Source organism: Pirellulales bacterium, assembly GCA_036267355.1.
In the GTDB taxonomy this organism is placed as follows: Bacteria; Planctomycetota; Planctomycetia; order Pirellulales; family DATAWG01; genus DATAWG01.
The window spans coordinates 1-24,011 of record DATAWG010000011.1; the positions used below are offsets into that span (position 1 = coordinate 1).

Below are 24,011 nucleotides of genomic sequence, written 5' to 3' on the forward strand. Positions count from 1 at the left end.
GGCCAAAGTGTAAGCCACGCCGGGAGGGGATCGCCCACTTCGAGCTCGCAACCCGTCTCCGCCGGGCCGGCGGGCCCGGAAATCGAAATTTCGGCCCTCCACCGGCCGGCCCAGGGCAGTTCGAACAGCGCGGCGCGAAAAAGCTTATTGGTGGCGGAAGCCGCCGTCGCCGATTGCGTTAGCACCGCTTGCGGTTGGTCAATCGCGTTGAGACGAACGACCACCGCGACATCGCTTGCCGGTTCTCCGCTGGCCGCGTCTTGCACCAGCACGCTAATATCCACCGGCCCGGCGCGAAGCGGCGTCGGCGACGTGAACGCCGTGATCACATAGTTGCCGTGCCGCTCCGAGAACCGCACCGTGCCGCCGTCGGCAAAGGCGGCGGATGGCCCGCTGAGCCAAATCGCAACCCAAGTCACTGCGCAACGCAAAATTCGCGGCATTCGTCGGCCTAATTCCTCACCCGAATTTCTCACCCGAATTTCTGGCCCTCACCCTGCTCCAACTCCCCCCGGCAGCATTCCGCGCATTTGCATCGGCTGTAAGACAATCCAGATGCCCGCGGCGAACAGTAACCCGATCAAGATCGCCCACGGCAATGCGATGTTGAGCGTTTGGCTTACCGGCACCGATAGGACATTCGCAGGCCGGTTTCGGGCGATGCGAAACGCGGTGTACAGCGACAGCAGCAGGCCAAAGTCCAAACACAGAATCTCCAACCGCGGCAACCAGTTGGCCACCGGCCGGCAACAACTGCAACTCCACTGCGGCGCGCCAAGGACCGATATTCCCATGTCGGCTGCGAATCGTTGCGCCGCCGGAATTGCCGTGTCGTAGCTGCTGAAAAAATGAAATGAGTAGTGCGCCGCCCACATCGAACAGCCGATCGGCACAAGGGCAAAGCAAAAGCGTGTCGCCGTGCGCATCCACCGCTCGTCGAGCGATCCGCACTGCCGGCTGATGGTCGTCGCAACCGCGACGAGCACGATCGGCAGCAGCAAAAGCATGGCGACATAAAAGCCGCTGACGATCGCCAACGGCGAAATCCATCCGAGCCGCGCTTGCAACGCTTGCTCCCACGCGACCACGGGCCCGACCATTCCCGCCGCGTTCGCAAATGCGCCGAACACCAGCACGAGCACGAGCGCGGCCAAATCCGTGCGCCGGCTGAACCGGCCCACGCCCGACCGCGGCCGGTCGCTCCACAGCGATTTGCCCGGCGGAGCAATCAGAATGCCGACGTTGTCGTGCGGGCAAGCGTGAATGCAATCGAGGCAAAACGTGCAGTCCATATTGCTCGCCTTCCGCGGCTGAAAGAGATTCAGCTCGCAACCGGGCACGCCGCTTCCGCCGCGAATGCAGTCCTTCGTCGCGCACGAAGCGCATGTCGCCGGCTCGCGAACCTTGATCTCCAGCGGCGACACGAGCGATTGCACGAAATTGAACTGCCCGATGGGGCAGACATATTTGCAAAACGCGGCCCCGCGAAACAGGGAATCGATCGCAAACGCGGCGACGAAATAGCCGACCGCGATCCATGCCGTCCAGCGCGGGCTATCCCACAGCGCGAACGCTTCGTAGGCCCATAGAAATAGCCCCACCAGCGCGACCGCCAGCCACTTGCTCCGCAGCCACCGGGGCCAATCATGCGTGGCGGGCAACCATCGCCGTGCAAGCCTGCGCGGCAGCGTGAAGGGGCAGGCCATGCAGAAGAAATTCCCGCCGACCAAAAGCGACAACATCAAAAGCCCTCGCCAATGAATCCAGGGCAGCACGCCGGCGAGATTCATCGGTGCGATTTGCGGCCCGCGCAGCCCGTCGACAATCATCAGGGCCGCGAGCAGAAACAGCGGCGCTTGCGCGAGCGTGCGCGAATGCCGCCATTTCAGCAATCGGCCCAATAGCGGCTGTTGCAACAAGTCCAGGCCGCGATAGCCCGCGCTGCGCGATACGATCGTGCGTTGCTTAGCCGCCCGCGGATATTTTCGGCGGGCCCCGTCGCCGTACAAAAGTTTGACACCGATCGAAAACATCGGCACCAGAAACGCGATCGACCCGGGCACCCACATGATCGCGCCGGCCGCCTTTTGATCCGCAATCGCCGACAATCCGCCAAGCCGCGGCACTTCCGCATAATAGGGATAAAGAAGCGTGCCGGAAAATGTGATCAATGCCGAGAGCACCGTATTCTGCACGTCGGCCAGAAATAAATACGGCACGAGAATCCAATTCGATCGCCGCAACCGATAGGGATACGGCCGCACGACGGGGAACCAGAACAGCAACCCCGTGCCGAAAAAACAGGCGTGCTCGACGTAGTGCCAATTCTGCGAGCGCAGCGCGAGTTCGTAGGCCGGTGGCCAATGCCACAGCCACGTCGCGGCGACGAACAGCAATAGCGCCACTGCCGGCTGCGTCAACGCATTGAATGTCTGCCGCAACGAGCGATTGCGCATCAGCGGCGCGATCCAAACCGTGCGCACCGGTTCGGGCAGGCCGCGCAGCAGCGGAACGAGCGGCGCTCCAAGCCAAACCAGCGGCGGCGCGACCATCATTAGAAGCACATGCTGCACCATGTGAACCGCGAGCAGCAGCAAGGCGAAGGGCTCGATCGGCGACGCCAGCGCGAGATAGATTGCAATCAATCCACCGCAAAATGCGGCCAGCCGGCCGGCCGGCCATCGTGCAGCCGACGTAACAGGCACACGCCGTGTGCCGTGGCGCTCCCAGGCATGGTCCGCGCCATGCGGGGCAGACGGCACACGGAGTGTGCCTGCTACAGTCCGCGCCGGGCGGCGCCGCAAAAGGAGCCAGCCGCGAGTGTAGATCACCGCGACGACGGTCAGAACCAGCCACAGCCACGGCTCAGCCGGCCAGGAACGCAGCGCGGCATCAAGCGTCGGATTCATGGCCGCGGTGCAGTCGCAAGGGGTCGCCGACCAGCCACCGCCTGAACCGGCGGTTCATGCTTCGGCGGTTCGTCGTGCGTCGGCTGTTGGGCCGGCGGTTCGCCGTCGGGGCGCAATCGCGACAGGAATGCGACGAGCGTCGCCATCTCGCCCGGATTCATTTCCTTGCCATAGGCCGGCATATTGCCGCCGCCCGGGGTGCCATTGCTGATCTGGTCGATTAGTTGGTCGCGTGTCAGCCGGGATGCGACACTCGTCAGATCGGGCCCGCGACGTCCACCGATGCCATCGATCGCGTGGCAATTGCGGCAACTTTTGTTTTGAAACACGGCGGCTCCCATCAATTCCATCGGCGGCGTTTTTAGCAGGAGGTGTTCGGGAATCGGATCGCCGCTCCAGGCATTCATTTTCGGCGACCAGGGCGATGCCGTGCCTTCGTAGGTCAAAATCCCCAGCAATGTGTAAATCACCACGACACCGAGCACCGCCACGGGCCGTCGGCTCGGCGCACGTTCGCCGCGGTTCGACACCAGCGGAACCGCCAGCAGCACCGCAATGAGCATCAGCGGAAACACGAGCATGATAAATGTTTCCCAGGACGGCGGGCTCAACGAAAGCAGCGCGAATAGCCACAAGAAGGGCCATTCCGGCCGCGGATTGGCGCCCCCCATCGTCGGATCGGGCGGCCCGCTGGGCCCCTTTGGGCCGACAATGGCGGCAATCACCACGACAACGGCCACCGCGATCGCCGAGACAAACGCGTCTTTCAGCATCGCGTCGCCGAGAAACGGAACTCCCTTGTCGTGCACTTCCTTCTCGTACGCCGCGTCGTAGGTCTTCGGATCGACAAGTTGCCCCGGCACCGGTGGAACACTCACGCCGCGCGTCAGAATCAGCCACAGATGCACGCCCAGCAGCAAGAGCAACGCTCCCGGAATGATGAACACGTGCAGCGCGAAGAATCGGCTCAGCGCGGCCCCGCCGATGATCGGCCCGCCAAACACCAAGTGTACCAATTGCGGCCCGACGCCCGGCACTCGGCCGGCCATCGCCCCGCCCACCGCCAAGCCCCAATACGCATCCGGATCCCATCGCAACACTTGCCCGGTGAAAAACATTCCCAACGTGCAAAGCAACAGAAACACGCCGGTGAGCCAGGTCAGTTCGCGCGGATATTTATAGGCCCCCTGCAAGAAAACTTGCGTCATGTGGGCCAGCACCATCACGACCATGCCCGAGCCGGCGTAGTAGTGCAACGACCGCAAGAACCAACCGAGCGGTTGGTCGTAGTTCAAATACAACAGGCTATCGTAAGCCCGATCGGCGGAGGGCACATACACGAGCGCCAAAGCGATGCCGGTGAGAATCTGCAACAGCAGCAGAGTGAGCGATGCGCTGCCGAACACATACCACCAGCCCATCGGTCCGGCGGCGCCTTTTGGTATCGGATGCTTCAAGATCGGCAGCAGCGACCCCCTGAAGCTGAGCCGGGCATCAAACCAATCGCCGATTTTCGATAGCCAACTCGTCATCGTCGGTTTCCTCTCCAAGCACACGTAAGGCCGTGGGCGTGGCACTCCTCGAACCACCGGCCGAAGCCAGCGCCGCGCGCGGCTCGGGTTGAATCAAGCGGATTTCGGTTCATCTTTGAGCGTGTCTTGCAAGGTCGGAAAGCGTGGGGCTTGGATCTGCAGCCGCCCGCCGCTGATGCGCCAGATGCATTGAAACAGTCCGCGGGGCGGAGGCCCTGAAGCCCGCTCGCCGTCGGCATAGTAAACGCCGCCATGGCAGGGGCACATGAACAGGCCCGACTCGGGAAACCATGTCACGGGGCAACCCAAATGGGCGCAGTTGATTGCCAGCACCAAAAATTGCGCCCCATTCTGAGCAATGGCTCCTTCGTTGCGCACGAACACGCCCGTGTGCGCTGTAACGCCGTCCCAGGGCTGCCGGAGCGGGTTGTCGAATGTCACCAAGCGGGTTTCCCCTTTTCGGAAACCTGAGATCGGTCCGAGATCGATCCACGGCAGCGTCGTCGGTTCCGGAGTTCGGAAGAAATAGCCGATGATCGGCACACTTGCCAGTGCGGCTGCCACGCCGCCGGCGGCGAACGTCAGGCGGCGGAAAAACGAGCGCCGCACCGGCAGCCCGACGTCGGAACCGCTCGTCGGGCGATCGAGATCGGAAGGTTTGGTTTTGATTGTGGTCATGATTTCCGGCGGTTGCAGTTTGCCGCCGATTTGCTGGACAGATTCGTTGGCGACGAACTATTTTTCGTGCGCCGTTTCGGCGGCCGATCCGGGGTTCCGCCATTCACCAATAAGCGCGACGATCTCGTCGATCTCGGCGGACGTTAATGGTTTGAAATCGGCCGGACGTTTTCGAGCCGATTGATAGTCGGGCATGCCGAGGTCGGGCCGCCCGGTGATGATGTTCCGCCTTAGAAATTGATTGCTGGCGAGCGCCAGGAATTGGGGGCTATTAATTGCACCAGCACCTGCCCCTTCGCCATTCTTACCATGACATCCGGCGCAGGCTCGCGCGAAAACGGCGCTGCGACTTGCGCCAGACTTGCTGGTCTCATCGGGCGCCTCAGGTGCCGGCTCCAGGTACGATGGCGTGCCCAGCGGCGCGGGCTCAACTGCGCCCCAGAGCGGTGCGATGCCGCCAGCATCTTCGACCACTTTTGTTTCCTCATTGGCGTTTGGCGCCGGTTCGATGATCCGATACTTGGTTCCCTTGATCTGAAAAACGAGCACTTGAATCTGCGCGGCGGTAAGCCGGCCGCCATGCAAGTTGTCGAAGCCGGGCATCGGCGTTTCGGATCGGCCGGCCGAGATGACTTCTTGCAAAGTTTCTTGCGGCACGATTGCCCGGAAGAGTGGGTCATTGAGCGGCGGAGCGGGGCCTAACGTGCCGTTCGCCCCGTGGCATGCGGCGCAATGCGTCGAAAAAAGAGCCGTGAAATCCAGCACGCTTTCCGGCATGACGGGCCGGTCGGCCGGCTTCGGTTTGCCCGGCAGATTCGCTCCCGCGGTTACGACCCAAATGGCCGTGCCGATCAGACACACCGCTGCGATTGCCAGCGATGCGCCGATGCCTTTCCTCGATTTCGCGGAACCGTCCGTCATGCGATTAGTTCACAAATGGGGTTACAACGGTCTTCGTGGGCCAACCGCGCCTCGTGTGCCACTGGCTCTGCCGGCGCTGCATTTCTGAATCGGGTTGCGATTACAGCTTGTTGGGCGTCAAAAAACACTGGCGGAGCCAGTGGCACACCGCCGGCACAAACACGGGCAATGGCACACGACAACACTCCCTTGCTAGCGCTGCGGGCTCGGGGGGATGCTTTCTCCGATGCGGGCGGTATCCGGGCCGCGGCCGGCGGGAGGCACCCGAATCTGTTCCGATCGAACCACTACGATCGATGCCGCGATGCCGAATACAAATTGCGAGGCAATATACCACGGCCAATCGACCCGTTCTCGCAATATGGGATTCACCACGCCCATGAGGCTGAAACTGGCCGCCGTCCACAGCACGGGCATCAATAGCGCGCCCCACGACATCGGTCCGGGAATCACCGGCAACCGCGGCAACAAAATGCCGAACAGCGTGCCGAACACCAGCGACGTAATGCCATGGATCACCAGCGCCGTCGCCAGCCAGTGGGCATGGTATTGCTGCAATTCCGCAGTCGGCAATTTAGCGAGCCCCGGCAGCACCATCGCGGCCAGCAGGTTTGCCGGATACCAAATGCCATGCTGCGTGGCCCAACCCCAAATCGCGGCCGGTATCGGCATCAACACGCCGCCCGCCACGCCCGCAATGGCGCCGGCGAGAAAATGCGGCAACCGCCGCAGCCGCATCACCATAATCGCCACGACGAGCCCGAACACGAATTGCGAGAAAATAAAACTCGGCCAATCCAACTCCTTTCTCAGGATCGGGCTGACGACGAGTATCCCGAGAAACGAGAATCCAGTCCAAAGCACGGGCATCAGCAACCCGCTCCACGCCATCGGCTTGGGAACAAACGGCAGCGTCGGCAACAGCACACCGTAAAGCAGCCCAGCCACCAGAGACATTGCGACGTGGATAAACATCGCCGCAATCAAAAGCGACAGGTGGAAGTTTTCGGCATCGGCGATGCTCATTTCGGCGAGCCCCGGCAGCACCATCCCGGCCAGCAGGTTGACCGGATACCAAATCCCGTGGTGACTGATTAGTCCCCACAGCAAGGCTGGCACGGGCATGACCGCTCCGCCCAATAGTCCGCCTTTCACGCCCGCCGAAACCGGGTGCACCATCACGGGCAGTTGCACGCGATACCCCGGCACTCCTTCGTGCATTTGCTCGACGGCTCCACTGCGGGCAACGATCGGCTTAGGGCGCTCCGTCGGGGGGACGAACTCTTCGTGAAAGTGGCCGCGGCCGGGGAGCAACTCGGCGATCCACAAACCCAATCCGATTGATAGGACCACTGCTCCGACAATGATCATGGCGATACCGAACACGATGCCCGCGGCCAACAAGCAAACGCCCAGCGCAAGCACCATCGGCGCGGCGGTCGAAGTGGGCATCTCGACCGAATCGAGCGTTTCGCGTAGGTCAGGCTTTCCAGCCTGACGCGCGTCGGAACCAGGTTGTTCGGGAATTGGCATGCGATCAAATTTCCTTAGCCGGCCGCCGACACCGGCAAAAAAGAGGCTGGCGCAAAGGGGTCGGGCACATTTTTCGGCGTTGTCCATCGCCGCACTTCAGGCCTCTCAGGGCCGAAAAATGAGCCAGTCCCCGGGGAATTCACCTTCCGATCAAATACACCACCGTGAATACCACGATCCAAACACCATCGACGAAGTGCCAGTACCAGCCGACCATTTCGGTGCCGAGATGGTTCTCGGAAGACACGCGTCCGCGCAGCCCGAGCAACAGCACCACCGCCATCGCGATCACGCCACAGGTGACGTGCAGGGCGTGGAAGCCAACCAGCGTGTAAAACGTGGTGCCGAAAAGGTTGCGGCTGATCGTGAGTCCTTCGCGCACGATCAAATCGTGCCATTCGTAACCGGTTCCGGCGAGAAATGCCACTCCGAGCACGATCGTCGCCAAAAGCCAGGCGAGAAATGCTCCCTGGCCGCCGGCGCGCAGCCGCCGCTCGGCCTGATGGATCGTGAAGCTGCTGGAAAGCAGGCAAATCGTCGTGCCGATCACGAGCGGCAGCGAAAGGACCGCCGGCGTCGGCCCGACCGCGTCGCCATGCAGGAAAGCGAGGTAGGCCACGACCAGCGTGCTAAAAAACGCCACCTCCGAAAGCAAAAACGCGAGCATACCCCAGCGCACCGGCCCAAGGGCCCGCGGCTCCGGAATCAGTTCCGACCGATCGTGCGGCAGGCTCTCGATTTCCGCATGTTCTTCAGCCATCAGTTCCTCAATCGCTTTCCGTCTTCAAAGTAGCAGGCACACTCCGTGTGCCGTCTGCCTCCGGCCGTGCGCTGCGCATAGAGCAGCGCCGACGGCATACGGAGTATGCCTGCTACGTTAGACGGCACACGGAGTGTGCCTACTACGTTGGACGGCACACGGAGTGTGCCTGCTACGATGGGACCGACGGTTGTCATTCGTATTTCCAATCGGGATCGTCGGGGTGCTTCAAATCCCACAGCGGGCGGCGGCTGCGGACCACGGGGACTTGCTCGAAGTTGTACGCCGGCGGCGGCGAGGTGGTCGACCATTCCAAGGTCCAGGCGTTCCAAGGATCGTCGCCCGCCGGCTCGCCGAACCAATAAGACCACGTCAAATTGACGATCAGCAGCAGGAAACTCGGCACCTGGATCAGCCCGCCAATCGTGGTCAGCTGATTCCAGATCGTCCAGCCCCGGTCGGCATCGTAGGTGTAGATGCGGCGCGGCATTCCGAGCACGCCCGAAATGTGCATCGCCCCAAACGTCATGAAGAAACCGATGTAAAGAATCCAGAACTGCCATTTCGCGATTCGCTCGGAAAGCATTCGGCCGGTCACCTTCGGATACCAATAGTGAATGCCGCCGAGCGTGCCGAACAGCGTGCCGCCGATCAACACCCAGTGGAAATGGCCGACGACGAAATAGCTGTCGTTCAACTGGAAATCGAAGGGCGCGGCGGCAAGCATGATGCCCGTCAATCCGCCGATCAGAAACATCGAAAGGAAGCCGAACGCATAGAGCATGGGCGAGGCGAAGCGAATCCGCCCGCCATACATCGTGGCGAGCCAATTGAAAAATTTGATTCCCGTCGGCACCGAAACCAACAGGCTGCTGGCGATGAAAAACAAATTTTCGAATCGGCCCAGGCCGACCGTGAACATGTGGTGCGCCCAAACGCCGAGGCTGATAAATGTAATCGCGGCGGTCGCAGCCGCCATGAACTCGTAGCCGAACAGCACCTTCCGCGAAAACACGGGAATGATTTCCGAAATGATTCCGAACACCGGCAGAATCAGGATATACACTTCCGGATGCCCGAAGAACCAAAACATGTGTTGCCACAGGATGGCCGAGCCGCGGGTTTGCGGATCGAAGAAATGGCTTCCCAAATTGCGATCGAGCAACAGCATGATGAGCGCCGCCGTCAGCGGCGGGATGGCGAACAGGATTTCGATGGCGGTCCACAAAATCGTCCAGACGAAAAACGGCACCTTGCGCAGCTCCATGCCGGGGGCCCGCATTCCCAAAATCGTGGCGACGAAATTCACGCCGCCGGAGATCGTGCCTACGCCGTTGACCACCAGCCCTAGTGCCCACAGATCGGTCGCCGCGCTGCGGGCAAACACATGCGCCGTCAGCGGCGAGAGGGCATACCAACCGATGGCCGGGGCGCCGCCGGTCAAGAAGCTTGAATACACCAGCAAACCGCCGAAAAGCGTGGCCCAAAATCCCATCGCATTCATCCGCGGAAAGGCCATGTCGCGAGCGCCGATCATCAGCGGCACGAGATAGTTGCCCATCCCGATCAAAATCGGCATGCCCACCATGAACACCATCGTGGTGCCGTGCATCGTGAATAATTGGTTGAACAGGTCGGGATCGATGACCGTGTTGCGCGGATAGAAGAGTTGCAGCCGCATCAAGATGGCTTCGATCCCCCCGATCACCAGAAACACGATGGCCATCAACACATACATGATGCCGATCTTCTTGTGATCGACCGTGGTCACCCAATCGTGCAGTACGGCGGTCCATGATCGGCGGGCCGGCTCGACGCGTGTTTCGGATCGTGGTTCGGCGATGGCCATGGAAGAAGGCTTGAGGCTGAAGGCTATACAGGCTAAAGACGACGCAGCAGGCACACGCCGTATGGCGTCTTTACGTAGCAGGCATACTCCGTATGCCGTCTGCCCCGCTCGGTGCGCACGCACCGCGGAGTGCAGACGGCACATGGAATGTGCCTACTACGTAAGACGGCACGCGGAGCATGCCGATTGCAGTGGGCGAATTCATTTCAATCCTCGCAAATAGGCGACGACCAAAGCCAGTTGGCGGTCGCTCAATCCGAAGGCCGGCATCAAGCAGCCGGGCTTGATCGCTTGTGGGTCGGCGATCCACTTCCGGAGTTGCACTCCCTCGGGATCATTGGCGATCATCCCCGAGGCGAGCGTCTTGCGGCTCATCAAGTGGGTCAGATCCGGGGCGTAGCTGCCGCGCGCCATCGTGCCGCGGATGCGATGGCAGTTGACGCACGAGAGCGACAGGAACATCGCTTTGCCGTCGGCATCGGGCGGGTTTTCCGCCGCGGGCTTCTGCTGGGCATCGAGCCACTCCTGAAATGCATGGGGCGAATCGACCACCACCCGCTGCAGCATGTTGGCGTGCTGCGTGCCGCAGTATTCGGCGCACTGGCCGACGAACAATCCCGGCTGATCGGCCGAAAACCACATCGAATTGATTTGCCCCGGCACGAGCGCGGTTTTGCCGGCCAGCCGCGGCACCCAAAAGCTGTGATACACGTCGGCCGATTTGAGCGTCAGAAACACGCGGCGCGGCGTCCCCTTTTCGCTGACGGGGATGTGCAGTTCGTTGGCCGTCACAATGCCGAGCGGCTTGCCGTCGTAGGTGTCGTAGGTGTATTCCCACCACCATTGCCGGCCGACGACCGTGACAAACAGCGTGCTGTCGCCCGGCTGGGGCTGCGGCGCGGGGAGATCGACTTCCCACAGTGTGCGGGCACAAACCAGCACGATCACCACCACGATCAAGAGCGGCGCGGCGGTCCAGGCGATCTCGATCGGCGCACTACCATAGAGTTGCGGGGGTTCGCTCGTGGCAACGTCGGATTTACGGCGTCGAAAGCGAAAGATCGAATAAAACAGCACCGTTTCCACCACCACGAAGATGAATCCCGTGATGGCGAAAATCAGGATCGCCAGATTATGAATCGATTGCGCCGGCGGCGAGGCCGGACTGAAAATCGACGCATTTTGGGTTGCTGCATCTGCCGCCGCAAGCAATAGGGCCCCAGGCATTCCATCGCTCCGGATCGAGATATCGCCTGTTTCGCCGCGGTATCATGGCTGCACGAAAAATAATCCGCCATTGCGGCGCCCCTTGCTAACGCTTCGGGCTTGTGTGGCCAGCGCACACTAGCCCGAAGCGTTAGCGAGGGAGCGAGACCAAGCGGCGACGTTATTTTCCGGCCCCATCGGACCGTGAACGCGCTTCCTCGAAACACTGGATCTTTCCAAGGGCGGCACGACGGATTGTCAATCGCGCGCGCCGAAACGTCAAGTGCCGATTCGTCGCCGAAGGCAAACTCCGACAAGCGGCAATTCACCGGCTGGGAGCGATTCGGAGTCGGCCAACTTGAACCGCGCCGCTCCATATTAAGCTGAACGAACGCGATTCCGTCGCATGCCGTCCAGCCGGCACAATAATTGCTCGCTACTTCGCGACCGTTTTTTCGCGACTCTTGCAACACGCGCAAATGAACGATGCACAGGCGCTTTACGCTTGGATTTAACTGTCCACACCGCGCGGGATCGATCGGGATGCCCGATAATTCGCTGCAAGCATGCCCCGCCGCCAAGCCGAGAAACGGGCGTTTCGACCCGGTCGTTTTTCTCGCGGTCTGCGCGGCGATGTCGGCCGTCGGGTGCGGAAAGCGAAATGCCTACGTTCCGCCGCCACCTCCTGCGGTTGTCGTCGCCACTGCCGAGGTGCACAACGAAACTCTCTATCACGAATTTCCCGGCACGACCGAAGCGAGCCAAACGGTCAGCATCGTGCCGCGTGTGCTGGGCTACATCGACAGCATCCATTTCACCGACGGCAGCACGGTTGCCAAAGACCAATTGCTGTTCGTGATCGATCCGCGCCCGTATCAAGACGCCTACGATGTCGCGGTGGCGCAAGTGAATGTCGCCCAAGCTGCGTTTGATGAGGCGAAGGCAAACTATGCGCGCGGTCTCGAGGTCGCCAAAACGCCCGGCGCCATCAGCAAGCAACAACTCGACACCTATAAGGCGGCCGCGGAGCAGGGCGAAGCGAATCTCAAACTCGCCCAGGCCAATGCCGCCAACGCCAAACTAAACCTCGACTTCACGCATATCACGGCGCCCATCCGCGGCAAAATCGGCCGCCGCCTGGTCGATATCGGCAATCTGGTGACTGCAAACATCACCCAGCTTACAACCATCGATCAGTACGATCCGATGTATGCCTATTTCAACGTCAGCGAGGCCGATTTTCTGGCCTACCTGAAGCGCGAGCGGCATGATACCGGAGCGGGCCAACCCGCGTCGCCCGAGTCGAATCCGCCGACCGCAATGCCCGGGTCGAACGCCGCGTCGCGGGCACCATCGCAGCAATCATCTTCGCAGCAGCCCACTTCGCAGCAGCCCGCGGCGAACGATGCGCAGCCGCCCGCCGCCGCACCAAACACGGCCAGCGGCACCTCCGGCCCAGCGACGGCCAAGAAAAACGTCATCTCGACCGCAAAACCAGATCAGAGCTCGCACATCGAACCATCCGCTCAAACGGAAAAACACGCCGTCGAAATGGGCCTTTCCGACGAAACCGGCTACCCGCACAAGGGAACCATCGATTTCGCCGATAATCAGGTCAACCCCGCGACCGGCACACTCTTATTGCGCGGCGTGTTCTCCGATCCGCCGCCGTATGTGTTGGCGCCGGGGCTGTTCGTTCGCATCCGAGTGCCGATCGGCGTCGAGCCCAATGCGCTGCTCGTGCCCGACCGCGCCCTGGGCACCGATCAGCAGGGGAAGTATCTGCTCCTCGTTCGCTCGGATCATGTCGTCGAGCATCGCGCGGTCAAGACCGGCGCGCTGGTCGATGGCGACATGCGGATTATCGACAGTGGACTGAAGCCCGGCGAGCAAGTCATCGTCGAAGGATTGCAGTTCGCTCGGCCTGGGTCGAAAGTCAATCCGGTCTCGCAGGCCGAGGCGGATGCACAGTCGCAGCAGACCCCGGCTTCGGGCGCGTCTCCCCCTGCCACCAACGCTCCGCAAAAGTAAAGGCGAAAGCACTGGCCGCTTGATCCCATGTTCTCCCGATTCTTCATCGAACATCCGGTGTTTGCCAACGTCATCGCCGTGTTGACGTTGGTGTTCGGCGGGGTAACGGTGTTCGAATTGCCGATCGAACAATATCCCGATATCACCCCTCCCACCGTGCAGGTGACCACGACCTATCCCGGCGCAAGCGCGCAGGTTGTCGCCGACACGATCGCTTCACCCATCGAAGAGCAAGTCAACGGCGTCGAACACATGCTCTATATGTCGTCGACCTCGGCCAGCGACGGCTCATACACGCTCATCGTCACTTTCGACGTCGGCACCGACCCGAACATGGATCAGGTGCTCGTGCAGAATCGGGTGCAAACCGCATTGCCGCTGTTGCCGCCGGAAGTGCAGCTCGAGGGCGTGGTGACGCAAAAACAATCGACCGACATCGTGATGTTCGTCACGCTCACCTCGCCGAATAAAGAATACGACAGCCTCTTTCTCAGCAACTATGCCACGATCAATGTTCAAGACCCGCTGACGCGGCTGCCGGGCGTCGGGCAAACGAAAGTCGTCGGGGCGGGCCAATACAGCCTGCGGATGTGGCTCGATGCCGACAAACTCACCGCGCGGAATATCACCACGCAGGATGTCGTCACCGCGGTGCAGCAGCAAAATGTTCAAGTGGCGGCCGGCATCATCGGCGAGCCGCCGACCAAAGCCAAGCCGGGATTTCAATACACCGTCAGCACGCTCGGCCGGCTCGTCACCCCCGAACAATTCGGCGACATCATCATCAAAGTCGCGCCCGGCCCATCGGCCCAAATCACGCGGGTCAAAGACGTTGCCCGCGTCGAACTGGGCGCCCAAACCTATAGCGAATATTTCCAGGTGAACGGCAAGCCGGCCGCCGGCATCGCCATCTTTCAGCTTCCCGGCGCCAACGCGCTCGACGTGGCGAAACGCGTCAAGGCGGAAATGGAAAAGCTCAAAGGCCGCTTTCCAAAAGGACTGGTCTACGACATCCCGTTCAACACCACGCTCTTCGTCTCCGCCGCGATCGACGAAGTGTATTGGACCCTGGCCGAAGCCGGCGTGCTCGTGCTGTTCGTCATCCTGATGTTCTTGCAAGATTGGCGAGCGATCCTGGTACCGGCCACGACCGTGCCCGTCACCATCATCGGCGCCTTCGCCGCGATGTATGCCCTCGGTTTCACGATCAACCTGCTGACGATGTTCGGCTTGATCCTGGCCATCGGCATCGTGGTGGACGATGCGATCGTGATCGTCGAAAACGCGTCGCATCATATCGAAGAGGGGATGGACCCCAAGCCCGCGACGATCAAGGCCATGAACGAATTGCTGGGCCCGATCATCGGCATTACGCTCGTGCTCGCGGCCGTGTTTCTGCCGGCATCGTTCTTGGGCGGCATCACCGGCCAGCTCTATCGCCAGTTCGCCCTGACGATCGCAGCCACCGCGGTCATCAGCGCCACCAATGCGCTCACGTTGAAGCCGGCTCAATGCGCGACGTATCTCCGCAAGCCGTCGGGCCGGAAGAAGCTATTCATTTTCCGCTGGTTCAACAAAGTGTATGGCCGCGTCGAGAAGAGTTATGAGCGGGCCGTGGGCTGGGTCGTGCGCCATGCGTCGATCATGATGCTAGGCTATGCCGTGCTGCTGGGGCTCGCGGCATGGGGATTCTTTGCGCTGCCCACCGGCTTTCTGCCGACCGAGGATCAAGGCTACTTTGTCATCAGCGCCCAATTGCCCGACGCCGCCTCGCTGAATCGGACCGAGGAAGTCGTCGAAAAGCTGAACGAAGTTGTCGGCTCGACGCCGGGCGTCCAAAACGTGAACGCCATCAACGGGCAGAATGTGGTCGACGGCACCGTTTCCTCCAACGCCGCGGCATGCTATGTCACCTTCAAGGATTGGAGCCAACGCAAAACGGCAGCCGAAAGCCAAGCCGGCGTGCTGGCTCACTTGGCGAAGGAATTCGCGAAAATTCCCAACGCCCGAATTCTGGCCTTTCCACCCCCGGCGATTCGCGGCCTGGGCGTCTCGGGCGGATTCCAAATGGAAGTGCAGGATACCGGCAACCTGGGGCTGAACGAGCTCGGCGGCATCACGAACTCGATCGTGGCGGCCGGCAACGGTCAGTCCAACCTGCGGGCGCTAAACACTACCTTCAGCGCCAACGTTCCGCAGCTTTATCTCGATATCGATCGCAGCAAAGCGCAATCGCTCAATGTGCCGCTCAACCTGGTGTTCGACACATTGCAGACCTACTTGGGTTCGACGTATGTCAACAATTTCAATGAATTCGGCCGCACCTTTCAGGTAACCATCCAAGCCGACGCCAATTTCCGCGATAAGACTTCCGATATCACACGCTTGGAAGTGCGCAACAATACCGGCGGCATGGTTCCGCTCGGCACGCTGCTAAAGGTGCAACGCACGCTCGGGCCCACCACCGTATTGCGATACCAACTCTACCCCGCCGCCACGATCACCGGCCAAACCGCTCCCAACATCAGTTCCGGGCAGGGGCTCGACTTGATGGAGCAAATCGCCCAAGAAAAACTTCCGCCGGGCGCCAGCTACGAATGGACCGCCATGGCCTACCAGGAAAAACTGGTGCGCAATCAGGCCATCTACGTGTTCGGGCTGGCCGTGTTGCTTGTGTATCTCGTTTTGGCGGCGCAATACGAAAGCTGGATTCGCCCCATGGCCGTGATTCTGGTGGTGCCGCTGGCGCTATTGGGGACGGTGACGGCCGTGGCCCTGCGCGGCATGGACAACAATATCTACACCCAAATCGGCATCGTGCTGATCATCGCCTTGGCGAGCAAGAATGCGATTTTGATCGTCGAATTCGCGAAGGACTTGCGGGCCGCGGGGCACGGCATCCTGCAAGCGGCCACGGAGGCGGCCCAAAAGCGATTCCGCCCGATCATCATGACCTCGCTGGCGTTTATCTTGGGCGTGTTTCCGCTGGTGATCGCCCAAGGGGCCGGCGCGGCGAGCCGGCAATCGCTGGGCACGGCCGTCTTCGGCGGCATGATCGCCGCCACGTTTCTCACGATTTTCTTCGTGCCCGTGTTCTTCATTCTCTGCCAAAGCATCAGCGAATGGTGGAGCGGCGCCCCGGAAATTGCCACCAAACCACCAGAAGACGAAGGCGAACGAGAACGAGGGAGACCGAACGGCTGAGCTAGGCCGGGCGACGACAATTGTAGCAGGCACACTCCGTGTGCCGTCCGCGTCCTACGGCGGGTCGCGCGAAGAACAGCGCCGACGGCACACGGAGAGCTTGTAGCACCCGCGTTCGTTAGCCGCGGCACTCGTGCCGCGCGAGACTTAACTCAATCGCTTCAGCGCTCGCAGGGCTTCTTCGGCGGTTTCGATGCTGCCGACTTTCTGGATCAGGGCCTTGGCGGCGAGCAATGCTTCGATGTCCAAGCCGTTTCCACCCGTCTTGGCTCCGGACACCGCTGCTGCCGCAGCTCGGCCACGCTTGCCGCGACGGCGATAACCGGCCGCGCTCAGCGTCGTGCTCACCTGGGCCGAGGAAACATGAACGCCTTCCTTGGCAAGTTCGGCGATGATGTCCTTCGGCCGAACCTTCTTGCCCATCGCCTTGGCCGCATCGCGAATCCGCTGGGCCTTGTTCACCTTGCCGGAATGAGGAGCGCCGGAATGAGGAGCGCCGGAATGAGAGGCGCCAGTTGCGGTAACGCCCGCTTGCCGGCCGCGCTTGCGAAATCCGCCGGCGTTGAGCGCCTTGGCGATCTGGGTGTAACCGACCGTGACACCTTTTTCCTTGAGAGCGGCCACGATGTCGCGCGGGCGAAACTTGCCGAGTTGTTTCGCCGTTTGACGGATCAGATCGGCCTTGGCCGTTTTGCCTTCTCCGCCGCTATGTTCCGATGATTCTGAAGCTGCCGTTCTACTACGCTTTGCCATTGCTGGGCTCCTATCAACAAAAAAAAGGGTTCGCTCAACCCAAATTCTATGACATTCGCCCCGCGCGCCTAGTGGCACTTTCGGACATTCTTGTGAAATACCCTCACCGAGGAAGTAACTAATTCGATACTCCGCCCGACCGTTCGCCGACGAGAACACTAGCCCGAAGCGTTAGCGAGGGAGAAACCGCCAACCGCCGCTCCCTCCAGGGCAATCGCATCAAAATCTGCGGGCCAGGGCTAGTGATACCAGACCCATGACCAAAGAGTTTTCTATTTGTGCACTTGCCGCCGGGAAAGCGGAGCGAAAAATGGCAGTCCGAGAAATCGATGGGGCAATCCCACACTTGGTTTTCCGGGCGGCCATTCTTTGCACGGCAAGCGATTAAACAAGTGAACAGGCCGACCAGTTTTTTGCAACCCGAACGCCAGCACTAGCCTTTTCCGTCAAAGCTTGATGCGATTGCCCCGGCGCTCCCGCGCTGACGCTTCGGGCTAGTGTTCGCTAGAAGTTCGCATGCCACCGTCAGAGGATTGTCACATGCAAAGAATCTCTCGCGCTGAGCATAGTCTCGGGGAGTGTAATAAGAAGTCGTCCATCGGCATCGGCCGCGATTGAAACATTCCCTGCGATCGCCTTCCCGTTCATGGCAACCTGAGCGGAGCGTGGCTTCTTTTTCGCGTCGCCTGCGAGGGCCAACGTGGTTAGCCGCAATTTGCCGTATTTCACTTCGATCGTGGCCGTGTGAGTATGATCCGTCTTTTTCTGAGCAAACGTGCCCCAGCCTTCGGCGGTGGTGAACGGAGCTTTGAAATTCTCCGGCGTCAATCGCGGCGCGAAGCCGAGATGCCCCTCGGGTCCATGATGTTCGTAGCCGCAGGCCGCGAGGAACACGCCGTAGCTGGCCATCGCGCGAGAATAATGGTCGCTACACTCGATTTCGTTGTAAGGATTCCGCAGCTTCGCGCTGTAGCGGTCGTGAATCGCGCGGCTGACGGACAGACCTTCGAGCAATAGGTTTTCCCACAGCATGTGGCCGGCCGCTTGCCACTCGAAGCCCGACATGCATTCGTTGAAATACATGGCCGACCAGGCGCCGCCGCCGCCGATTTGCCGTTCGTGACGGAACGGAAATGTCACCATAATCAGGCCGCCGTCTCCCGGCATGGCATACCATCGGCCGGCCCGTTTGACATCGCGAAACGGCCCGACGTCGGGCGTGAAATTATAGTTCCACAGCGACTTGAGCGCCGCCTCCGCGTGCTCCGCATCCATCACTCGGCCGAGGTTCACCTGATCGGCCCAGCTTTGCCCGAATACCTGATCGATATGACATCCATCGTACGAGCCGACCTCATTTGGATGCCGCGGATCGCCGATTTGAACGAAGTATTGATAATCGGAGTTCCAACAAATCTTGTCGAGCTTCGGTTTGCCGGAATCGAATAGCTTGCGGCAAAGCTGAGCGAATTCGTTGTCGCGCATTTCGATCGCCATCGCTTCGCCCGCCCGCAGCGCCGCATGATACAGCCCGACCAGCCACGGCACGACGCCATACCACGGTGCATCGAGCGTGTTGTGCAGCGGGCCGTGCAACACGCCATCGCCCGCGTGATCGCGCGCGATGATGCACCGCAACGCCCGCCTGATGTTCGCCCAATTGCGGCGCAGAAATTTGTCGTCGGCCGACATCTGATGCTCGCGGTACGACCGCAGCACGATTCCCGCCTGGCCATCCATGGCAAATGAGCGATCGAATTCCGCGCGAAATCCCACGGTGCCGTCGGCCGCCATCGCCAGGCCAAGATCGACGCGCTCGCGCTCGTCGCGCTCGATCTCGGGAAACAGCCGGGCCATGGCATGGGCATAGTGCCAGACGTGCGTGCAGGTGCCCTGGCAGCAGCCGATCCCTTCCCATGCCCAAAATCGCCCGTTCTTGTGCCGGTAGCAGGTGGTCGTGGCCAGGATCGACGTGTTGGCAAACGTGCGGCTGAGAAACCAATGCGGCAGCGTCGAGTCGTTCCATGTATCGCGCCACAGCCGCGTGAGCGAGGCTAGCCGATCGAAATGCTCGGCGACGTAGGCTGCCACCGCCGCGGCCGAATTGAATCGCGATGCGTAAAATCGGCCGACCTCGCCCAAGCCTTGGCACGTGTAATTTGGAAAATGCCAGGCAACGACGAAATCGACCGTCGCCGATTCGCCGGGGCCGAGATGCAACGTGCGGCCAATCGCGCCGACGAGCGTTTCCGACAGCGGGATTTTTGCGTCGTCGAGCGTGATGTGTTCGGAAGCTGTGGCAGCGTGGTCGCCGGAACCGCTTGCCGGCCGGACTGCAAATCCGCCCTTGTCGGCCGCCGCGAGCCCATGCTCGGCCGGCTTGCCGAGGAGCCCCAGCGCCATCGTGCCGAAATCGGAAAGTTCTTCGAGCTTGCCGCCGTTTGCCGGCGTGTCGCTTTGCGTGATCCGGCCGACGCCGATATTGCCCCACGGCCCCGACTCCGCGTCGACGATCTCGATCGTCGCTTGTTTGCCGTGCAGCTCGCGAACGTCGAACGATTCTTTCGACATGCGGTTGTTTTGGTGCCCGCTTGCCGTGTGCACGATTTTGCCATCCACGAGCAGGTTCAAACAAGTGCGGCCTTTTTGGTTCCCGCCGCCGATCCAGAACACGAGAAAATCGCGATCGATGGCGAACGGCTGGCTCGTGAGTTTGCCCGTGGCATGATCTTTCTCCTCGACGCTGGCCCCGGGCGCGGTGGCATGGGAATTCACCACTCGGGCTCCCGGCCCGCCGACGTCGCCTTGATAGCTGGGAATCGCCGAGCGCTCGATCGGCCCGGCCCCGAACGCCGTCCCCTCCACCTTCCAACCGTCATACGTTTTCTTACTCCAATCTTCGAAAACCATATCGGCCCGCGGAGCCTTGTTGCCGGGCGGCAATGTCTCTGCCGTGCAATGCAGCAGCGACAGCCCCTCGCGGCGAACGATCTGGTTGCGTCGCAACCCGGCATGCGAACGGTTGTAGAGACACACGGCATTTTCCAGCCAGCCGGCTAGCGTCGCTTCGATGGCCGACGAGGCAGTGTTCTTCACGGTGAAACTCATCACCGTGGCCGGCAGGCCTGAGTCGGCCGCATCCAAGGGAATGAACGGCGAAAAAGCTTCCAGCTTCACCGAAACCGGCGCCTCGGGATCTTCGTAGGTGATCGTGCCGATCGGATATTGGCCCATGAACGACACGTTTTTGAAACCGCGCCGATCCAAGGCAAACGTCTTCTCGCTCCGGCGCTCGGGGACTGGCTCTTTTTGCGCGGGGACTGGCTCATTTTGCGGTGCCTTGGGAGCAAAATGTGCCTGTCCCCCTTTGCTATCCACTCGTCGAACGCGCACCGCAAACCCCTGCTCCACCGGCCCCAACTGCTCGCTCGGCTCGATATAGGCCGAGCCATCGGTCGAGCCGACATTCCGGCCTCGATAGTTCACCGTCTTCGGCACGACGCCGGTGGTTTCGCGATTGAAGATATTCCACAGCCAAAGCTTGCCGTCGCCGCCGAGATAAAGCGTGCCGCAGAAAATTCCGCCCACCGGCATGCCGATGAACCGCAAATCGCGGCCGGTGTAGACATCCGGCTCGCCGCGGGCAAACAGCGATTTAACCCAAGCCGGATGCAGCTTCTTGTCCGTGGGAATCAGCTTCTCGAAATCTTGATCGACAAACGGCCCCGCCATCACCCCGGCGTCGGTCAACAGCGCGCCTGCGGCCGCCAAGCCGCTCAGCGAGAGAAACTCGCGTCGGCCCAAGCCGCTCGAACCGCAACCGCAATCGGAGCCACGACAAGATTCATCGGCAGGGCGCTCGCTCATTCCGCCTCCAAGAGAAGAAGATCGATATCGATCGGTGGGGAACCGTAGGTGGGATCAGTTTCAAGTGTAATGTGCCACCGCCGATGTTTCCAATTGTTCGAGAGCGAAGCGTTTGCCAACCGGGTGCCGAGTGCCATGCCCACGGCGCGGCGTGGGCATGTGATGCGCCGCCGATTGCCAGCCAGTACGCGGCAAGCAACAATAGAGCCGCACACCTATCGCTCCCCACACATGGCCCGCCTCGGGGAACCGAAACACGCAGCCGCGGAACAGTTGGCGACCGAGCCACCGTCCGCTCCGCTGCGAACCCTATTTTTCACTGACAGCCCACCCCACGGAAGCCAACATGCGATCATCGTCTCTCGCTATGCTGCTGACACTCTCGTTCGTTTTAGCCGCCGCGCCGCTGGCAAACGCATTGCCGCCGACGACCTCGCCCCCGGCAGCCGCGCCGCAGATTTTTTGGGCGTCCGATCCGGTGCGGCCGAATGAAACCGTGCTCCTCCAAGGCAGCGATTTCGGAGCGTCGCCGGTCGTGCAAATCGTCCGGCTCGCGGACGACGCGCCGACGCTTCCCAGTCCCGCATCGCGATCGTCGTATTCCGGAACGCACGTTTCGCCGTTGCAAGCGAGCGATTGCTCGCTCAAATTCGTCGTGCCGGCGAAATGGAAGTTCGGAGTGTTCGCCGTGAGTGTTGCCGACGGCGACAATGCTTTCACGCCAACATTGCTCAACGCCCCCGATCCTTGGTGGATGCAAGCCGACCACGGAGAGACCGCGCAGCCGGGCGGTTGGTTTCGCGTGTGCGGCAAATCGCTTGGCTTCGGCCGCGAAAGCATCGCCGCTTTGCAATCTCCGGGGCACGAGCCGATCCAGCTGAAAGCCAGCACGGCGGATTGCTACACGCTGCGATTCGAACTGCCCAAGGACATCCCGCCGGCGAACTACGTCGTTCACGTCCACAATGGCTTTGGCGGCGACCTGGCTTGGCGCAAGGCGGGTGTGTTGTCGGTCAAAGCAGCCACATCGACCGACTGGCCTACCAAGCAGTTCAACGTGTTGGACTTTTACGGCAGCGGCGCCGCGGCCGAAATGCAAAAGAGCCTCAACAAATATTATCCCGTTCCCGATCGAACGGCCGGAATTCAAGCCGCATTGAAACAGGCGCAGCAGAACGGCGGCGGAATCGTCTATTTCCCGCCCGGCCGCTACGGCATCAGCGGCGAAATCTCCGTCCCGCCGCGAACGCTCCTGAAAGGCGCCGGCACCGGCGTCGTCGTGCTGTGGTGGGGGCACGGGCAGTTCAATCTCGACGGCGGCGGCGAGCAAGGCTTGGCCCGCGACAAGGACAAAGTGGCCCGGCCGTCGAATCCGCTGCATGGCCCCGAGTTCGGCCTCGAAGACCTGAGCATCTATTTGCCGTTCGATCATCGAACCGGCATCAGTTGCACGGAACATTTTTGCATGCGCCACGTGCGGCTGCGCGTCGATCATCTCTGGACCGAAGACGGCAGCAAGCGGCCCGAGGGAACTGCCGTTCGCCTGGGCAACAATTTCGAAGTGACCGATTGCGATATTCTCGCAAAGGGCGAAGGGCTCGTTCTCGGCCAATATGGCCTCGTCGCCCGCAATCGCGTGATGGCGGGCAAGACGAATTGCACGCTCGGCGGCTCGCGGCAAGTGATCGTCGAAGATAATCACTTCGTGAGCATGTATCCGACGGCATATGAAAATATCGCCGGCGCGGGCCGCAACATCTATTTCGGCCACAACACGCTCGATGCCCTCTACGCCCATCAATCCGACTATTCGTTCACCTTCGACGCCGGCGACGCCGCCTATTTCGGCAAAGTCGCTTCCGCCCGCGGCACCGAGATCACGCTCGCCTCTTCGCCGACGTATCCGAATTGGGCCAAGGAAAATAGCAGCCTCTGGCATCGCGCGATCGTGATGATCCAAGAGGGCCGCGGGGCCGGACAATATCGCGATGTGGTCGCCAACCACGATCGGCAGTGGGAAATCGATCGCCCCTTCGATTGCCCACCCGACGACAGCTCGCTCGTCACGATCGTGCCGATGAATGGCCGAGTGCTCGTGATCGGCAATCGCTTCGAGGATGCGAGTTGGGTCAACGCGGCCTATGGCACCGCGATCGACGTGGTGTATGCGGAGAATCGTCTCTATCGCTGCGGCCAATTGCTCAACTACGGCTGCGCGCCGGACAAGGCATTTCAACCGTCGTGGTATGTGCAATTCCTCGACAACGAATTGCACGAAGGGCTGACCTCGGTCGAGACCAACGGCTTCCTGCCGAAACCCGAACGGTTCGACGCTCCGACGGCGCACATCACGCGTTGCACGATTCACCGCGGGCTGCGCGTGGCCGACGACAACAGCGGCGGAATCGCGATCACCGGAGCAACCCGCGACGTGATCGTCGAGAACTGCATCTGGCGGAACCCGTTTAGCACGTTGCGAATCGAAAACAACGTCGAAGGCGTGCTGTTCCGCAACAATTCGTTCGCCACGCCACGTGAGCCGTAGGCAACCACCGATCCTGCGGACAAACACCGCAAGGCGGCCAGCCGGTTCGCGCGCAGCACAGCCGCGGTTGGTCTATGTAGACACCGCGGCCATGCGCGAACAGGTTGTCGCATCGACACGCACGCACGATTTGTGCAACGACGCCCCCTAGGAACCGGAGCGTTCTTGATTCGGTCGCACTGCGGATTCCGCCGCAGCTCGGATTGTGACTAAACCGCACAAT

Annotated in this window: 14 protein-coding genes; 3 read left to right on the forward strand and 11 right to left on the reverse strand. The window is 61.2% G+C overall.

The features are described from left to right. From VHX65_02430 to coxB, 9 genes are all read right to left on the reverse strand, one after another. The coding region (locus tag VHX65_02430) for a hypothetical protein (protein ID HEX3997385.1) at positions 1 to 419 on the reverse strand (419 nt) is incomplete at its 3' end. Positions 420 to 491: 72 nt separating this feature from the next. Next, on the reverse strand, positions 492 to 2,909 hold the full coding sequence (locus tag VHX65_02435; protein HEX3997386.1) for a cytochrome c oxidase assembly protein: 2,418 nt from the start codon (positions 2,907 to 2,909) through the stop codon (positions 492 to 494). After that, entirely contained in the window at positions 2,906 to 4,441 is a 1,536-nt protein-coding gene (locus VHX65_02440; protein HEX3997387.1) for a cytochrome b N-terminal domain-containing protein, read from the reverse strand. The genes VHX65_02435 and VHX65_02440 overlap by 4 nt, the downstream gene beginning before the upstream one ends. Before the next feature lie 93 nt (positions 4,442 to 4,534). Further along, positions 4,535 to 5,119, reverse strand: coding sequence for a Rieske 2Fe-2S domain-containing protein (locus tag VHX65_02445; protein ID HEX3997388.1), 585 nt, complete (start codon positions 5,117 to 5,119; stop codon positions 4,535 to 4,537). A 57-nt stretch (positions 5,120 to 5,176) separates the two neighbouring features. Continuing rightward, entirely contained in the window at positions 5,177 to 6,040 is an 864-nt protein-coding gene (locus VHX65_02450) for a c-type cytochrome (GenBank protein HEX3997389.1), read from the reverse strand. 192 nt (positions 6,041 to 6,232) lie between these two features. Next, positions 6,233 to 7,573 (reverse strand): hypothetical protein, encoded by a 1,341-nt coding sequence (locus VHX65_02455; protein ID HEX3997390.1) that lies wholly within the window; start codon positions 7,571 to 7,573, stop codon positions 6,233 to 6,235. Positions 7,574 to 7,712: 139 nt separating this feature from the next. After that, the gene (locus VHX65_02460; protein ID HEX3997391.1) at positions 7,713 to 8,333 is read right to left on the reverse strand and encodes a cytochrome c oxidase subunit 3; all 621 of its coding nucleotides are present in this window, start codon (positions 8,331 to 8,333) and stop codon (positions 7,713 to 7,715) included. A 193-nt stretch (positions 8,334 to 8,526) separates the two neighbouring features. Next, complete coding sequence (gene ctaD / locus VHX65_02465; GenBank protein HEX3997392.1) at positions 8,527 to 10,182, reverse strand: cytochrome c oxidase subunit I; 1,656 nt, start codon at positions 10,180 to 10,182, stop codon at positions 8,527 to 8,529. A 201-nt stretch (positions 10,183 to 10,383) separates the two neighbouring features. Then, the gene (gene coxB / locus VHX65_02470) at positions 10,384 to 11,409 is read right to left on the reverse strand and encodes a cytochrome c oxidase subunit II (GenBank protein HEX3997393.1); all 1,026 of its coding nucleotides are present in this window, start codon (positions 11,407 to 11,409) and stop codon (positions 10,384 to 10,386) included. 522 nt (positions 11,410 to 11,931) lie between these two features. Between coxB and VHX65_02475 the strand changes: the two genes are divergently transcribed. Then, positions 11,932 to 13,419, forward strand: coding sequence for an efflux RND transporter periplasmic adaptor subunit (locus VHX65_02475; GenBank protein ID HEX3997394.1), 1,488 nt, complete (start codon positions 11,932 to 11,934; stop codon positions 13,417 to 13,419). A gap of 27 nt (positions 13,420 to 13,446) precedes the next feature. Continuing rightward, complete coding sequence (locus VHX65_02480) at positions 13,447 to 16,623, forward strand: multidrug efflux RND transporter permease subunit (GenBank protein ID HEX3997395.1); 3,177 nt, start codon at positions 13,447 to 13,449, stop codon at positions 16,621 to 16,623. A gap of 147 nt (positions 16,624 to 16,770) precedes the next feature. Here the strand turns inward: VHX65_02480 and VHX65_02485 are convergent, their stop codons facing one another. Together VHX65_02485 and VHX65_02490 are read right to left on the reverse strand one after the other, a co-directional pair. Next, the gene (locus VHX65_02485) at positions 16,771 to 17,376 is read right to left on the reverse strand and encodes a hypothetical protein (protein HEX3997396.1); all 606 of its coding nucleotides are present in this window, start codon (positions 17,374 to 17,376) and stop codon (positions 16,771 to 16,773) included. A gap of 525 nt (positions 17,377 to 17,901) precedes the next feature. Beyond that, positions 17,902 to 21,243, reverse strand: a complete 3,342-nt coding sequence (locus VHX65_02490; protein HEX3997397.1) for a GH116 family glycosyl-hydrolase — start codon at positions 21,241 to 21,243, stop codon at positions 17,902 to 17,904. Positions 21,244 to 21,589: 346 nt separating this feature from the next. Between VHX65_02490 and VHX65_02495 the strand changes: the two genes are divergently transcribed. Continuing rightward, a complete protein-coding gene (locus VHX65_02495) occupies positions 21,590 to 23,788 on the forward strand; it encodes a glycosyl hydrolase family 28-related protein (protein ID HEX3997398.1) in 2,199 nt (732 codons plus the stop codon). The last annotated feature ends 223 nt before the right edge of the window (positions 23,789 to 24,011 follow it).

Coding starts and splice junctions, on each gene's coding strand:
- VHX65_02435 (HEX3997386.1), bottom strand. CDS start 2,909: ATGAATCCGACGCTTGATGCCGCGCTGCGTTCCTGGCCGGCTGAGCCG.
- VHX65_02440 (HEX3997387.1), bottom strand. CDS start 4,441: ATGACGAGTTGGCTATCGAAAATCGGCGATTGGTTTGATGCCCGGCTC.
- VHX65_02445 (HEX3997388.1), bottom strand. CDS start 5,119: ATGACCACAATCAAAACCAAACCTTCCGATCTCGATCGCCCGACGAGC.
- VHX65_02450 (HEX3997389.1), bottom strand. CDS start 6,040: ATGACGGACGGTTCCGCGAAATCGAGGAAAGGCATCGGCGCATCGCTG.
- VHX65_02455 (HEX3997390.1), bottom strand. CDS start 7,573: ATGCCAATTCCCGAACAACCTGGTTCCGACGCGCGTCAGGCTGGAAAG.
- VHX65_02460 (HEX3997391.1), bottom strand. CDS start 8,333: ATGGCTGAAGAACATGCGGAAATCGAGAGCCTGCCGCACGATCGGTCG.
- ctaD (HEX3997392.1), bottom strand. CDS start 10,182: ATGGCCATCGCCGAACCACGATCCGAAACACGCGTCGAGCCGGCCCGC.
- coxB (HEX3997393.1), bottom strand. CDS start 11,409: ATGCCTGGGGCCCTATTGCTTGCGGCGGCAGATGCAGCAACCCAAAAT.
- VHX65_02475 (HEX3997394.1), top strand. CDS start 11,932: ATGCCCGATAATTCGCTGCAAGCATGCCCCGCCGCCAAGCCGAGAAAC.
- VHX65_02480 (HEX3997395.1), top strand. CDS start 13,447: ATGTTCTCCCGATTCTTCATCGAACATCCGGTGTTTGCCAACGTCATC.
- VHX65_02485 (HEX3997396.1), bottom strand. CDS start 17,376: ATGGCAAAGCGTAGTAGAACGGCAGCTTCAGAATCATCGGAACATAGC.
- VHX65_02490 (HEX3997397.1), bottom strand. CDS start 21,243: ATGAGCGAGCGCCCTGCCGATGAATCTTGTCGTGGCTCCGATTGCGGT.
- VHX65_02495 (HEX3997398.1), top strand. CDS start 21,590: ATGCGATCATCGTCTCTCGCTATGCTGCTGACACTCTCGTTCGTTTTA.